The sequence below is a fragment of the Variovorax sp. GW821-FHT09D07 genome (genome assembly GCF_059416345.1).
This window is the reverse complement of sequence record NZ_JBWKOY010000007.1, coordinates 102,635-115,641: the sequence shown is the minus strand read 5'-3', so window position 1 is coordinate 115,641 and position 13,007 is coordinate 102,635. Positions and strand designations below refer to the sequence as shown.

The window sequence follows — 13,007 nt, the reverse complement described above, 5'->3', positions numbered from 1 at the left end:
TGTTGGGGTGGTTTCAGACCACGTTTTAGCATCTTCGGGAATGGGGTCGAATCCCGTGGGGATGCCTGAATTCGCGTCGTACCCCCATGCTATAACCGCCCATTCGCGCCTGACGCGACACTTTTTCACTACCGCCAGCAGACCCTCTGGCCAGCCAGCCCATCGATGAAGCGCGGTTTTTACACGATCATGTCGGCCCAGTTCTTTTCGTCGCTGGCCGACCAAGCGCTTTTCGTCGTTGCCGTCGATCTCATGCGAAGTTCGGGCGCCCCCGAATGGCAGCGGGCCGCCCTGGTGCCGATCTTCGCAGTCTTCTATGTGGTGCTGGCCCCGCTGGTGGGCGCCTTTGCCGACGCGCTGCCCAAGGGCAAGGTGATGTTCATCAGCAACGCGATCAAGGTCGTGGGCTGCCTGATGATGCTGTTCGGCTCGCACCCGCTGCTGTCGTATTCCATCGTGGGCCTGGGCGCCGCGGCCTACTCGCCGGCCAAGTACGGCATCCTCACCGAGCTGCTGCCGTCGTCGCAGCTGGTCAAGGCCAACGGCTGGATCGAAGGGCTGACCATCGCCTCGATCCTGCTGGGCATCGTGCTCGGCGGCATGCTGGTGGGCCATGCGGTGTCCAGCCAGCTGCTGCTGATCGACCTGCCGTTCATCGACACCGGCATCGACTCGCCGGCCGAAGCCGCCATTGCGGTGCTGATCTTCGTCTACGTGCTCGCGGCCTGGTTCAACACCCGCATCCCGCACACCGGCGTCGAGATGCGCCCGCTGCGCTCCAACCCCGAGCAGAGCATGGTGCGCAACCTGGCCGGCCTGCTGCCCGACTTCTGGCATTGCAACGCCCGCCTGTGGCGCGACCGGCTGGGCCAGATCTCGCTGGCGACCACCACGCTGTTCTGGGGCGCGGGCGGCAACCTCAAGTACATCGTGCTGGCCTGGGCCGCCGTGGCGCTCGAATACAACACCACCCAGGCCTCGGCGCTGACCGGCGTGGTCACCATCGGCACCGCGGTGGGCGCCATCGTGGCCTCGATGTACATGCGGCTGGACATGGCCACGCGCGTGATCCCCATGGGCATCGCGATGGGCCTGATGGTGATCTGCATGAACTTCATCGGCAACGTCTGGCTGGCGGTGCCGTTCCTGATCATCCTGGGCGGCCTGGGCGGCTTCCTGGTGGTGCCGATGAACGCGCTGCTGCAGCACCGCGGCCACAACCTGATGGGCGCGGGCCGCTCCATCGCCGTGCAGAACTTCAACGAGCAGGCCTGCATCCTTCTGCTGGGCGGCTTCTACAGCGTGTGCACGGGCCTGGGCCTGTCGGCCTACGGCGCCATCAGCGCCTTCGGCCTCGTGGTGGCGGGCTGCATGTGGATCATCAAGCGCTGGCACGAGAACAACCTCAAGAAGTATCCTGAGGAAGTCGAGCACCTGCTTGCCATCGCCCGCAGCGACAAGCACCACTGATTTCGCGCGACCGCGTTGGTGCAATGGCCGGCGCGCCGAGCGCCCCCACTCCAACGCCCCATGCCCGCCCTCGCCCTGATGTTCAACGCCTTCGTGTGGGGCGTGTCCTGGATTCCCTTTCGCCAGATCGCCAGCCACGGCCTGCATCCGCTGTGGACCACCTGCCTGATCTACCTCGTCATCGCCACGGCGATGGGCCTGGTGCGCCGGCACGCCTGGAAGGCCTTCGCCGCGTTCCCGATGCTGGTGGCGCTGGGCCTCGCAGCGGGCTTCACCAACGTGGGTTTCAACTGGGCCGTGACGCAGGGCGACGTGGTGCGCGTGGTGCTGCTGTTCTACCTGATGCCGCTGTGGAGCGTGCTGCTGGCCTGGCTGCTGCTGGGCGAGCGGCCCACAGGCGGCGCGCTGATGCGCGTGGCGCTGGCGCTCACCGGCGTGGTGGTGGTGCTGAAGGCGCCGGGCACCGACTGGCCGGTGCCCTCGAGCCTGCCCGACTGGCTGGGGGTGGCGGCAGGCTTCGGCTTTGCCGTGACCAACATCGTGCTGCGCCACCTGCGGCACGCACCGGGCGAGTCGCGTGCGCTGGCGATGTTCTGGGGTTGCACCGTGGTGGCGGGCGTCGGCGCGGTGAGCGGCACCGCGTTCGGCGGCATCGATTCACCGCTGCTCGCCTCGCCCGGCTGGCTGGGCTGGGCCGCGCTGCTGGGCACGGGCTTCATCGTCGCCAACGTGTGCCTGCAGTACGGCGCACCGAAGCTGGCGGCCAGCGCGACCTCGGTGATCATGCTGTCGGAGGTGCTGTTCGCCAGCGTCTCGTCGGTGGCGCTGGGCGCGTCCACCATGAACTCGCGCATCCTCGTCGGCGGCGCGCTGATCGTGCTGGGCGCGGTGTGGTCGGCGTTTGCACGAACCCCGCCCGCGCGCGATGATGGCGTTTCCGCGTCCACCTGAGGAGCTCTCTCCATGACCAGCGTCTACGACTTCCAGGCCACCCGCATCGACGGCAAGCCGGTGAAGCTCTCGACCTTCCGCGGCAAGGTGCTGCTGATCGTCAACACGGCGAGCAATTGCGGCTTCACGCCGCAGTTCGAAGGCCTGGAAGCGCTGCACGAAAAGTACGCCGGCCAGGGCCTCGCGGTGCTGGGCTTTCCCTCCAACCAGTTCGGCGGGCAGGACCCGGGCACCAACGAGGAAATCGGCGCCTTCTGCATGACCAACTACGGCGTGAGCTTCCCGATGATGGAGAAGATCGACGTCAACGGCAGCAACGCGCTGCCGCTGTACCAGTGGCTCACCAAGGAAAAGCCGGGCCTGCTGGGCAGCACGGCCATCAAGTGGAACTTCACCAAGTTCCTGGTCGGGCGCGACGGCGCGGTGCTCAAGCGCTATGCGCCGCTGGACACGCCGGCCTCGCTCACGCGCGACATCGAGGCGGCGCTGGCCGCCGGCTGAGTTCAGAAGCGGAAATCGGCGCTCTTCGGCGCGCCGCCGACCGTCACGGTCTGGCTCTTGGTTTCGCCCGTCGACGTGCTCACGTCGATCACATAGCGCCCCGCCGGCAGGTCGATGAGGCACACCGGACCGGTGGCGGTGAAGGCCATGGCGGCGGACGAGTTCGCGTCGCCGCCCTTGATCGCGACGTTCAGGTTGGCCAGGTAGGCCCCGTCGGCGCGCGCGAACAGCAGCGACAGCGGATGGTTCTTCATGGCGGCGCGCATGGCGTTCGACTCGTCGGAGCCGATGCCCCCGCACACATAGCGCGTGGTGCCGATGCCCTGCCAGGGCGGCAGGGCCGAGGGCGGCTGCTGCGCCTGCGCGGCGACGGTGCCTGCGATGCAGGCGGCGGCCAGCAACGCACGGCGCAGCGGAAATGCAGAAACGAAAGACATGGCACGAACTCCTTGCAGCGTCTTCGGCTCGCCATGATGCGCCCCGAACGCGCGGTGCGCACGTCGGACGGCAGCGTGCCCTGCCGTGCGCGCGCGCCCTACCCTGCGGGCGTCTGCAGCGCCGCGTCGAGCAGCTCGACCCAGTGCCGCACGGGCGTGTCGCCGCTGCCGCTTTGCAGGTGCGTGATGCAGCCGATGTTGGCCGAGGCGATGGTCGTGGGCTGCAGCTGCTTCAGGTGGCCGAGCTTGCGGTCGCGCAGCGGGTAGGCCAGCTCGGGCTGCAGCACCGAATACGTACCGGCCGAGCCGCAGCACAGGTGCGATTCGTTCATGGCCACGCGCACGTCGAAACCCAGCGCGCGCAGGTGCGTCTCGACGCCGCCGCGCAGCTTCTGGCCGTGCTGCAGCGTGCACGGCGGGTGGTAGGCGACCACGCCTTCGGGCGCGCGCACGCGGCCCTGCAATGCGGGCACGAGCTCGGGCAGCAGCTCGCTCAGGTCGCGCGTGAGGGCGCTGATGCGCGCGGCCTTGGCGGCATAGGCCGCGTCGTGCTGCAGCAGGTGGCCGTACTCGCGCACGGTGACGCCGCAGCCCGAGGCGTTCATCACGATGGCCTCGACCTCGTTGCTTTCGACGAAAGGCCACCATGCGTCGATGTTGGCGCGCATCTGCGCCTTGCCGCCGTCCTGGTCGTTGAGGTGGAACTTCACGGCGCCGCAGCAGCCCGCCTTGGGCGCAACCACGGCCTGGATGCCGGCCGCGTCGAGCACGCGCGCGGTGGCGCTGTTGATGTTCGGCGCCATCGACGGCTGCACGCAGCCTGCGAGCATCAGCACCTTGCGCGCATGCGTGGCGGTGGGCCAGCGGCCGGCGTCCTGCTTGGCGGGCACCTTGGCCTTCAGTGCTTCGGGCAGCAGCCCGCGCACCGATTGGCCGAGCTTCATCGCGGGGCCGAACAGCGGCGACGGCAGCGCTTCCTTGAGCAACCAGCGCGTGGCCGACTCCATGGCGGGGCGCGGCACTTTCTCGTCGACGATCTTGCGGCCGATGTCCACGAGATTGCCGTACTGCACGCCGCTCGGGCAGGTGCTCTCGCAGTTGCGGCAGGTGAGGCAGCGGTCGAGGTGCAGCTGCGTGCTGCGCGTGGGCGCATGGCCTTCGAGCACCTGCTTGATGAGGTAGATGCGCCCGCGCGGCCCGTCGAGCTCGTCGCCGAGCAACTGGTAGGTCGGGCAGGTGGCGGTGCAGAAGCCGCAATGCACGCACTTGCGCAGGATGGCTTCGGCTTCGCGGCCCGCGTCGGTGTCGCGGAATTCGGGGGCTAGTTCGGTTTGCATCGCGGGGTGGGTGTCGTTTCTTTTCTTATTGGTCGCCTGCGAAGAGCCGGCCGCGGTCGAAGACCCCGTGCGGATCGAACTCCTGCATCAGCGCGCGATGGATGCGTGCCACCGGCGCGCTCAGCGCGTCGAAGCGCCGCACGTCGCAGTCGGCCGCTTGCGCTGCGGGCACACGGAACAGCGTGGCATGGCCGCCGGCAGCACGCGCCGCTTCGCGCAGGCGCGCGGCCTGCGCGGGCGGCGCGAGGTACCAGCGCTGCCCGCCGTGCCACTCGACCAGCGGCGCGGCGCAGCCCTCGATGGCGATCACCGGTGCGGTCTGCGGCACCGACAGGCGCCAGAGCGCCAGCGACCCGTCGGCGTCGAGCGCGAACCACGGCATGCGCTGGTCGCGCAGCGCGGCCCAGCCGGCGGCCGCGCGCACCGGGTCCTGGCGTTCGCCGCCGAGTTGCGCGCAGGCGGCTTCGACGGCCGCCACGGCGCCGCGCAGCCGCAGGCGCAGCACGCCCGCGCCGGGCGCGTGTTCGAACCAGCTGCTCGCGTTCAGCGGCAGCGGGCGTCCGCCCCATTCGTTGAGCAGGCGCAGTGCATCGGCCTGGCTGCAGGCGAAGGCGAGCGTGGCCTCGGCGGGCGCCACGGGCAGCACCTTGAGGCTCACTTCGGCGATCACGCCCAGCGTGCCGAGCGAACCGGCCAGCACGCGCGAGACGTCGTAGCCCGCGACGTTCTTCATCACCTGGCCGCCGAAGCTCAGCACCTCGGCGCGGCCGTTGATGAGCGTGGTGCCGAGCACGTAGTCGCGCACCGCGCCCACGCTGGCGCGCGACGGGCCGCTGAGGCCAGCGGCGACCATGCCGCCCACCGTGCCGCCGGCATCGAAGCACGGCGGCTCGAAGGGCAGGCACTGGCCTTGTTCGGCGAGCGCGGCTTCGAGTTCGGCCAGCGGCGTGCCGGCGCGCACGGTGACGACCAGCTCGCTGGGTTCGTAGCTCGTGATGCCGCTGAGCGCGCGCAGGTCGAGCAACTCGCCGCGCGGCGGCTGGCCGTAGAAATCCTTGGTGCCGCCGCCGCGCGGGCGCAGCGGCGTGGCATCGGCCGCGGCGGCGCGCACGCGCTCGACGACCTGCTGGAGGGCGGTATCCGTGTTCATGAAGCTCTCAGAATCTCGGCAGGTCGGGATGCGCCAGCCGGCCGCCGCGCACCACTTCCTTGCCGTACTCGGCGCAGCGCTGCAGCGTGGGAATCACCTTGCCGGGGTTGAGCAGCCCGGCGGGGTCGAAGGCGCGCTTGATGCCGAACATCTGCTCGTTCTCGGCCGCGGTGAACTGCACGCACATGCTGTTGAGCTTTTCCACGCCCACGCCATGCTCGCCCGAGACGGTGCCGCCCATGGCGACGCTGGTCTCGAGGATGTCGGCGCCGAACAGCTCGCAGCGGTGCAGCTCGTCGGGGTCGTTGGCGTCGAACAGCACCAGCGGGTGCAGGTTGCCGTCGCCCGCGTGGAACACGTTGCAGCAGCGCAGGTTGTACTTTTTCTCCATCTCCTGGATCGCCAGCAGGATGTCGGCGAGCCGCTTGCGCGGGATGGTGGAGTCCAGGCACATGTAGTCGGGGCTGATGCGGCCCGACGCCGGAAAGGCGTTCTTGCGGCCGCTCCAGAATTTCATGCGCTCGTCTTCGCTGGTGCTCACGGCGATGGCGGTGGCGCCGCAGCCACGCAGCACCTCGGTCATGCGGCCGATTTCTTCCTCGACCTCTTCGGGCGTGCCGTCCGACTCGCACAGCAGGATGGCGGCGGCATCGAGGTCGTAGCCCGCGTGCACGAAGTCTTCGACGGCGGCGGTCATGGGCTTGTCCATCATCTCCAGGCCGGCCGGGATGATGCCCGCGGCAATCACGGCCGCGACCGCATCGCCGGCTTTGCGCACGTCGTCGAAGCTGGCCATGATGCAGCGCGCCAGCTGCGGTTTGGGCACGAGCTTCACCGTGACCTCGGTGGTCACGGCCAGCATGCCTTCGCTGCCGATGGCCAGCGCGAGCAGATCGAGCCCCGGCGCATCGAGCGCCTCGCCGCCGAATTCGATCGGCTCGCCCTCGGCCGTGAAGCCGCGCACGCGCAGCACGTTGTGCAGCGTGAGGCCGTACTTCAGGCAGTGCACGCCGCCCGAGTTCTCGGCCACGTTCCCGCCGATGGTGCAGGCGATCTGGCTCGACGGGTCGGGCGCGTAGTAGAGGTTGAAGGGCGCGGCGGCCTCGCTGATCGCGAGGTTGCGCACGCCGCACTGCACGACGGCCGTGCGGCTCACCGGGTCGACCTTCAGGATGCGGTTGAACTTGGCGAGCGACAGCGTCACGCCCAGCGCGTGCGGCATGGCGCCGCCCGAGAGCCCGGTGCCCGCGCCGCGCGCCACCACCGGCACGGCCAGCGCATGGCAGGCGCGCAGCACGGCGGCCACCTGCGCCTCGGTCTCGGGCAGGGCCACCACCAGCGGGCGCTGGCGGTAGGCCGTGAGGCCGTCGCACTCGTAGGGCGTGGTGTCCTCGGCGTGCCAGATGAGCGCATGCGCGGGCAGGTGCGCCTGCAGCGCCCGCACCACCTGCGCCTGGCGCTCCGCCTTCGACAGCTGCGTGTGCTGGTCGGTCGTGACGGGAGCATTCATGGCGGGAACAACTTTCAGCGGACGACCATCAGGGTGAATGGCCACACATAGGCCTGCAGCGTCACGTACAGGCCGACCAGCGAGGCCAGCGCGATCGAGTGGAAGAACACGTAGCGCAGGATGTCGCCTTCGTGATTGAACCACCGCGTGGCGGTGGAGGCCACCACGATCGACTGGGCGTCGATCATCTTACCCATCACGCCGCCCGAGCTGTTGGCCGCGCCCATGAGGTTGGGCGCCAGGCCGAGCTGCTCGGCCGCGACCTTCTGCATGCCGCCGAAGAGCACGTTCGACGCGGTGTCGGAGCCCGTCATGGCCACGCCGATCCAGCCCATGAGCGTGCCGAAGAAGGGATAGAACACGCCGGTGTTGGCAAAGGCCAGGCCCAGCGTGGTGTCGGTGCCCGAGTAGCGCGTGAGCGTGCCCAGCGCGAGCATCAGCACGATGGTCATGAGCGAGTAGCGCACCATCCAGAGCGTGCGCACGAAGGTGCGCACGATCTCGACGGGGTTGTACTTCATGAACAGCGCGCTCACGATCGCCGACAAGAGGATGCCGGTGCCCGTGGCCGACAGCAGGTTCAGCACGTACACCGCGCCTTCCTTGGTGGGCGCGGTGACCACCGGCGGCATCTTCTCGATCAGGTTGTGCAGCCCGCCCATCGGGAACGAGGGCGCGAACACGCCGTTGAGCGCGGTCTTCACCGAGGGCAGGCCCCAGATGAAGACGAACACCGAGAGGATCACCCAGGGCATCCACGCGCGCACCAGCGCTTCACGGCTGTGCACGACGATGGCGGCCGGCGGCTTGGCCTCGTGCGCGCTCACGTCCTTGCCGCGCAGCGAGGGCGAGCGCCACACGTTCTTGGGCTGCCACACGCGCAGGAACAGCACCAGGCTGGCCATCGACACGATGGCCGCGATGATGTCGACCAGCTCGGGGCCGATGAAGTTCGACACCAGGTACTGCGGCACCGCGAACGACACGCCCGTGACCAGGATGGCCGGCCACACTTCCATCATCGCCTTGCGTCCGGCGAAGGCCCACACCAGCCAGAACGGCACCAGCAGCGAGAAGAACGGCAGCTGCCGGCCGATCATCGCGGTGACTTCCATCAGGTCGTAGCCGTGCACCTTGGCCAGCGTGATCACCGGCGTGCCGAGCGCGCCGAAAGCGACCGGCGCCGTGTTGGCGATGAGCGAGAGGCCCGAGGCGGCCAGCGGCGAGAAGCCGAGGCCGATCAGGATGCCGGCCGTGACCGCCACCGGCGTGCCGAAGCCCGCCGCGCCCTCGAAGAAGGCGCCGAAGCAGAAGGCGATCAGCAGCAGCTGGATGCGGCGGTCTTCGGTGATGCCCGAGAGCGAGTCCTGCAGCACCTTGAAGCTGCCGTTCTGTTCGGCCAGCTGCTGCAGGAAGATGATGTTCAGCACGATCCAGCCGATCGGCAGCAGGCCCGTGAAGCCGCCGAACAGCGCGGCGCGCCCGGCCATCTCGGCCGGCATGCCGTAGGCGAACACGGCGACGGCCAGCGCCGCCAGCAGGCCCAGGCCGGCGGCGATGTGGGCCTTGATGTGAAAGAAGCCGAGGCACGCAAGCATCACCACCACCGGGATCGCGGCGAGCGCGGTGGAAATGATCATGTTGCCGAACGGGTCGTAGATCTGCTGCCAGGTCATGCGTTGTCTCCGGGGAGGCTGTTGTTGTGCCCCGCACTCTAGGGAGAAGCGCGCCGTCCGGATTGAAGGTTTTTTGCCCGGACCTTGATAAAAATTTGTCGGGCCGGCGTGTCGGTCAGTGCAGCGTCTGAACGATCCAGTCGACGAAGGCCGCGCACTCCCAGCGCTCCAGCGTGCCCGGCTGCCAGCAGATGTAGTGGCGGTGCGGCGAGGGCACGGGCCGTTCCGACAGCGCCACCAGCCGGCCCGATTCGAACCATGCGGCGCCCAGCTTCTGTCGCACCAGCGCCACGCCGAAGCCGCTGGCGGCCGCGTCGTAGACCAGACCCAGGTCGTTGAACTGCGCGCCCAGGTGCGGCTCGGGCTGGTCGATGCCGCAGCTCGCGAACCAGGTGCCCCAGGGCTCGAGCGGGCTGCGGATCAGCCGCGCGCTGGCGATCTCGGCCGCGGTGCGAAAACCGTCGAAGGGCCCGAACTCGTTCAGGTAGCTCGGGCTGCAGGCGGGCACCACGTCCTCGGCGATGAGCAGGCGGTGCTCGCAGTCGGCGTACGCGCCGATGCCGTAGCGCACCTGCAGGTCGGTCTGCTCGGCCGTGACGTCGAGCAGCGGGATCGACACATGCAGCGCCAGCTCGATGTCGGGATAGATGTTGCGAAAGAGCTCCAGCCGCGGCATCAAGAACTGGCGGCTGAAGGTGGGCGTGACCGCCACGCTCAGGCGCGGGGCGCGCAGCGCCGCGTCACGGCTGCCGGGCGTGGCCTGCTGCAGCGCGGCCAGGCCGACGCGCACGTTCGCCAGGTAGGCCGCGCCGTCGGCCGTGAGGCTGAAGTCGCTGCGCCCGAAGAGCTTGAAGCCCACGTGCGCCTCGAGCTGGCGGATGCGGTGGCTCACGGCGCTGGCCGTCACGCACAGCTCGTCGGCCGCGCGGCCCGCATGCCGCAGGCGCGCAACGGCCTCGAAGGTCAGCAGGCATTGGATCGGGGGGATGTGGTGCAGGGCCATCCTCGGCAGCGGCCCGACTCAGTCTTCGAAGAAATTCACGGGCAGGCCCGGCGTGTCGACGCGCATCGAGAGCACGGTGCCCGAGGCCGGGCGCTGCACCAGTTCGTCGGCCGGGCGGCCCTTGCGCCCGCTGGTGACGAACAGGGTGCGCAGGTCGTCGCCGCCGAAGCAGGGCATGGTCGGGCACTGCACGGGCACCGCGATGGCCGCCACGCGCTCGCCCGTGGGCGCAAAGCGCAGCAGCTGCGCGCCTTCGAACATCGCGACCCAGTAGTGACCGGCGGCGTCGACGGTGGCGCCGTCGGGGCGGCCGTCGTAGTGCGTGGGCGTGCTGGGTACCCAGCCCGCGGGCTTGGGGTCGAACTGCTGGAACACGCGCGCATGCGACAGCGTGTTGGCCTCGGCGTCCCAGTCCCAGGCGCGCACCACGTGCGCGGCGGTGTCGGCCCAGTACAGGGTGCGGTTGTCGGGCGAGAACGCCAGGCCGTTGGCGGTGGTGACGTGTTCCAGCATCGAGGTGATGGTGGGAGAGACGTCGCCCGGGCGTGCGTCGAAGCAGTAGAGCGCGGCGTTGGCGCGGTCCTTGGCCTCGTTGAGCGAACCGGCCCAGAAGCGGCCGAGCGCGTCGCACTTGCCGTCGTTGAAGCGCATGGTGCGCACGTCGTGCTCCGCGCGCGCCATCGCGACGAGGCTGCCGCCCCACTCGCGGGCCCGGTAGATGCCGTCGCGCAGCGCGATCACGAGGCCGCCGCTGCGTGCCGGCGCCATGCAGCCGGGCTCGGTGGGCAAGGCCCATCGCTCGACCGTGGCCGTGGGCGAACCGATCTCGCCGCGCGTGCGCAGCACGGCGCGGCCCGGGATGTCGAGCCAGTAGAGCGCGCGTTCGTGCGGATGCCAGAACGGCGATTCACCCAGTTCGCAGAGACTGTCTTCGATGGAGGTCCACATGGTGGGGCGATTGTGCCCCCGGCCACGCGGGCCGCGGGCAAAAAAAAGCCCGCTGACGCCGAAGCGCTCGCGGGCTGAACATCCAAAGGAGACTCGCCTGAAAAAACCGGGAGTGGTTGTTCTTCTTTGTATCGAAAAGGGTGGTGGTGGTCTTGGAGGAGCGGGGGCCGGCGCCGTGCCGGGCCACCCGCTGTCTGTGTGCGAATCAGCGGTTGTAGGCGGTTTCGCCGTGCGAGGAGATGTCGAGGCCTTCGCGCTCTTCTTCTTCCGACACACGCAGGCCCAGGGTCAGGTCGGCAATCTTGTAGGCGATGAACGCGACCACGCCGGACCACACGATGGTGAACAGCACGCTCTTGACCTGGATCCAAACCTGCGCGCCCATCGAGAAGGTGTCGGGCGTCAGGCCGCCGGTGCCGCCCAGGCCCTTGGCAGCGAACACGCCGGTCAGGATGGCACCCAGGATGCCGCCCACGCCGTGCACGCCGAACACGTCGAACGCGTCGTCCGCGCCGAGCATGCGCTTGAGGCCGCCCACGCCCCACAGGCAGACCAGGCCGGCCAGCAGGCCCATCACGATCGAGCCCATCGGGCCGACGAAACCGGCGGCGGGCGTGACGGCCACGAGGCCGGCCACGGCACCGGACGCGGCGCCCAGCATCGAGGCCTTGCCCTTGTGCAGGCTCTCACCCAGGATCCACGACAGGGCCGCGGCGGCGGTGGCGAGCACCGTGTTCACGAAGGCCAGGCCGGCGGCGGCGTTGGCCGCACCTGCCGAGCCGGCGTTGAAGCCGAACCAGCCGACCCACAGCAGCGAAGCGCCGACCATGGTGAGCGTGAGCGAGTGCGGCGTGAAGGCTTCCTTGCCGTAGCCCACGCGCTTGCCGACCATGTAGGCACCGACCAGGCCGGCGATACCGGCGTTGATGTGCACCACAGTGCCGCCGGCGAAGTCCAGCGCGCCGTCCTTGCCCAGCAGGCCGCCGCCCCACACGATGTGGGCCATGGGCACGTAGCTGAAGGTGAACCAGATCACCGAGAACAGCAGCACGGCCGAGAACTTGGCGCGTTCTGCAAAAGCGCCGACGATCAGCGCCACGGTGATGGCCGCGAAGGTGCCCTGGAAGGCGAAGAACACGTATTCGGGAATCGTGGTCAGCGCGCCGAAGGTCTCCTGCGTGATGCCCTTCATGAAGATCTTGTCGAAGCTTCCGAAGAAGTTGCCATCGCCCGTGAAGGCCAGGCTGTAGCCGTAGATGGCCCACAGCAGGCTGATGAGCGAGAAGATCACGAAGACCTGCATCAGCACCGACAGCATGTTCTTGGAACGGCCCAGGCCGCCGTAGAACAGCGCCAGGCCGGGGATGGTCATCAGGATCACGAGCAGGGTCGAGGTGAGCATCCAGGCGGTGTCGCCGGAGTCGACCTTGGGCGCGGGGGCCGCAGCCGGTGCGGCCTCGGCGGCCGCGGGTGCCGCAGCCGCTGCAGGAGCGGGCGCAGCAGCGGCAGGTGCAGCAGGTGCCGATGCAGCCGGTGCCTCAGGGGTGGCGGCGGGTGCCTGGGCCAGCGCCGAAGTACCGGCGACGAAGACGCTCAAGCCGAGCGCAAGAGAGACAAGAAGTTTTTTCATAGTCGTTGTTCTTTCGGGCCAGGACTCGATCAGAGGGCTTCGCGGCCCGTTTCGCCGGTGCGGATGCGCACGACCTGTTCGAGGTTGTAGACAAAGATCTTGCCGTCGCCGATCTTCCCGGTGCGCGCGGCGCCTTCCACCGCCTCGATCACGCGGTCGACCAGCTCGTCGGAGATGGCCGCCTCGATCTTCACCTTGGGCAGGAAGTCGACCACGTACTCGGCGCCGCGGTACAGCTCGGTGTGGCCCTTCTGGCGACCGAAGCCCTTCACTTCCGTGACGGTGATGCCCTGCACGCCGATGGCCGAGAGCGCTTCGCGCACCTCGTCGAGCTTGAACGGTTTGATGATGGCTGTGACCAGCTTCATGATGAGTTGCTCCTTCTGGATGGATG

Annotated in this window: 12 protein-coding genes; 3 read left to right on the top strand and 9 right to left on the bottom strand. The window is 69.0% G+C overall.

Annotated elements, in window-relative coordinates:
* Positions 1 to 165: 165 nt before the first annotated feature.
* The 3 genes from lplT to AC07OX_RS23320 are packed head-to-tail and all read left to right on the top strand — an operon-like array spanning position 166 to position 2,922.
* Positions 166 to 1,470: a lysophospholipid transporter LplT gene (gene lplT, locus AC07OX_RS23330; RefSeq protein WP_062476894.1), complete on the top strand. Its 1,305-nt coding sequence runs from the start codon at positions 166 to 168 to the stop codon at positions 1,468 to 1,470.
* Between the two features lie 60 nt (positions 1,471 to 1,530).
* Positions 1,531 to 2,421, top strand: a complete 891-nt coding sequence (locus AC07OX_RS23325; protein WP_062476897.1) for a DMT family transporter — start codon at positions 1,531 to 1,533, stop codon at positions 2,419 to 2,421.
* Positions 2,422 to 2,433: 12 nt separating this feature from the next.
* Positions 2,434 to 2,922 carry a glutathione peroxidase gene (locus tag AC07OX_RS23320; RefSeq protein WP_070063522.1) on the top strand — a complete coding sequence of 163 codons (489 nt, stop codon included), beginning with the start codon at positions 2,434 to 2,436 and terminating at the stop codon, positions 2,920 to 2,922.
* Between the two features lie 2 nt (positions 2,923 to 2,924).
* Here the strand turns inward: AC07OX_RS23320 and AC07OX_RS23315 are convergent, their stop codons facing one another.
* From AC07OX_RS23315 to glnK, 9 genes are all read right to left on the bottom strand, one after another.
* The gene (locus tag AC07OX_RS23315) at positions 2,925 to 3,359 is read right to left on the bottom strand and encodes a hypothetical protein (protein WP_070063523.1); all 435 of its coding nucleotides are present in this window, start codon (positions 3,357 to 3,359) and stop codon (positions 2,925 to 2,927) included.
* Between the two features lie 98 nt (positions 3,360 to 3,457).
* Positions 3,458 to 4,696, bottom strand: a complete 1,239-nt coding sequence (gene glcF, locus AC07OX_RS23310) for a glycolate oxidase subunit GlcF (RefSeq protein WP_495262053.1) — start codon at positions 4,694 to 4,696, stop codon at positions 3,458 to 3,460.
* A 25-nt stretch (positions 4,697 to 4,721) separates the two neighbouring features.
* Positions 4,722 to 5,846: a glycolate oxidase subunit GlcE gene (glcE, locus tag AC07OX_RS23305; protein WP_495262052.1), complete on the bottom strand. Its 1,125-nt coding sequence runs from the start codon at positions 5,844 to 5,846 to the stop codon at positions 4,722 to 4,724.
* Between the two features lie 7 nt (positions 5,847 to 5,853).
* Positions 5,854 to 7,356, bottom strand: coding sequence for an FAD-linked oxidase C-terminal domain-containing protein (locus AC07OX_RS23300; protein WP_070063526.1), 1,503 nt, complete (start codon positions 7,354 to 7,356; stop codon positions 5,854 to 5,856).
* A gap of 14 nt (positions 7,357 to 7,370) precedes the next feature.
* Complete coding sequence (locus tag AC07OX_RS23295) at positions 7,371 to 9,032, bottom strand: L-lactate permease (protein WP_095949827.1); 1,662 nt, start codon at positions 9,030 to 9,032, stop codon at positions 7,371 to 7,373.
* Positions 9,033 to 9,147: 115 nt separating this feature from the next.
* The gene (locus AC07OX_RS23290) at positions 9,148 to 10,035 is read right to left on the bottom strand and encodes a LysR substrate-binding domain-containing protein (RefSeq protein WP_062482020.1); all 888 of its coding nucleotides are present in this window, start codon (positions 10,033 to 10,035) and stop codon (positions 9,148 to 9,150) included.
* An 18-nt stretch (positions 10,036 to 10,053) separates the two neighbouring features.
* Positions 10,054 to 10,983: an SMP-30/gluconolactonase/LRE family protein gene (locus AC07OX_RS23285; protein ID WP_307589546.1), complete on the bottom strand. Its 930-nt coding sequence runs from the start codon at positions 10,981 to 10,983 to the stop codon at positions 10,054 to 10,056.
* Between the two features lie 205 nt (positions 10,984 to 11,188).
* Entirely contained in the window at positions 11,189 to 12,613 is a 1,425-nt protein-coding gene (locus tag AC07OX_RS23280; RefSeq protein WP_495262051.1) for an ammonium transporter, read from the bottom strand.
* A 29-nt stretch (positions 12,614 to 12,642) separates the two neighbouring features.
* Positions 12,643 to 12,981 (bottom strand): P-II family nitrogen regulator, encoded by a 339-nt coding sequence (gene glnK / locus AC07OX_RS23275; protein ID WP_056583732.1) that lies wholly within the window; start codon positions 12,979 to 12,981, stop codon positions 12,643 to 12,645.
* Between the last annotated feature and the right edge of the window lie 26 nt (positions 12,982 to 13,007).

Excerpts from the sequence above, each read along its gene's own strand:
- lplT (WP_062476894.1), top strand. The coding sequence starts at position 166 with ATGAAGCGCGGTTTTTACACGATCATGTCGGCCCAGTTCTTTTCGTCG.
- AC07OX_RS23325 (WP_062476897.1), top strand. The coding sequence starts at position 1,531 with ATGCCCGCCCTCGCCCTGATGTTCAACGCCTTCGTGTGGGGCGTGTCC.
- AC07OX_RS23320 (WP_070063522.1), top strand. The coding sequence starts at position 2,434 with ATGACCAGCGTCTACGACTTCCAGGCCACCCGCATCGACGGCAAGCCG.
- AC07OX_RS23315 (WP_070063523.1), bottom strand. The coding sequence starts at position 3,359 with ATGTCTTTCGTTTCTGCATTTCCGCTGCGCCGTGCGTTGCTGGCCGCC.
- glcF (WP_495262053.1), bottom strand. The coding sequence starts at position 4,696 with ATGCAAACCGAACTAGCCCCCGAATTCCGCGACACCGACGCGGGCCGC.
- glcE (WP_495262052.1), bottom strand. The coding sequence starts at position 5,846 with ATGAACACGGATACCGCCCTCCAGCAGGTCGTCGAGCGCGTGCGCGCC.
- AC07OX_RS23300 (WP_070063526.1), bottom strand. The coding sequence starts at position 7,356 with ATGAATGCTCCCGTCACGACCGACCAGCACACGCAGCTGTCGAAGGCG.
- AC07OX_RS23295 (WP_095949827.1), bottom strand. The coding sequence starts at position 9,032 with ATGACCTGGCAGCAGATCTACGACCCGTTCGGCAACATGATCATTTCC.
- AC07OX_RS23290 (WP_062482020.1), bottom strand. The coding sequence starts at position 10,035 with ATGGCCCTGCACCACATCCCCCCGATCCAATGCCTGCTGACCTTCGAG.
- AC07OX_RS23285 (WP_307589546.1), bottom strand. The coding sequence starts at position 10,983 with ATGTGGACCTCCATCGAAGACAGTCTCTGCGAACTGGGTGAATCGCCG.
- AC07OX_RS23280 (WP_495262051.1), bottom strand. The coding sequence starts at position 12,613 with ATGAAAAAACTTCTTGTCTCTCTTGCGCTCGGCTTGAGCGTCTTCGTC.
- glnK (WP_056583732.1), bottom strand. The coding sequence starts at position 12,981 with ATGAAGCTGGTCACAGCCATCATCAAACCGTTCAAGCTCGACGAGGTG.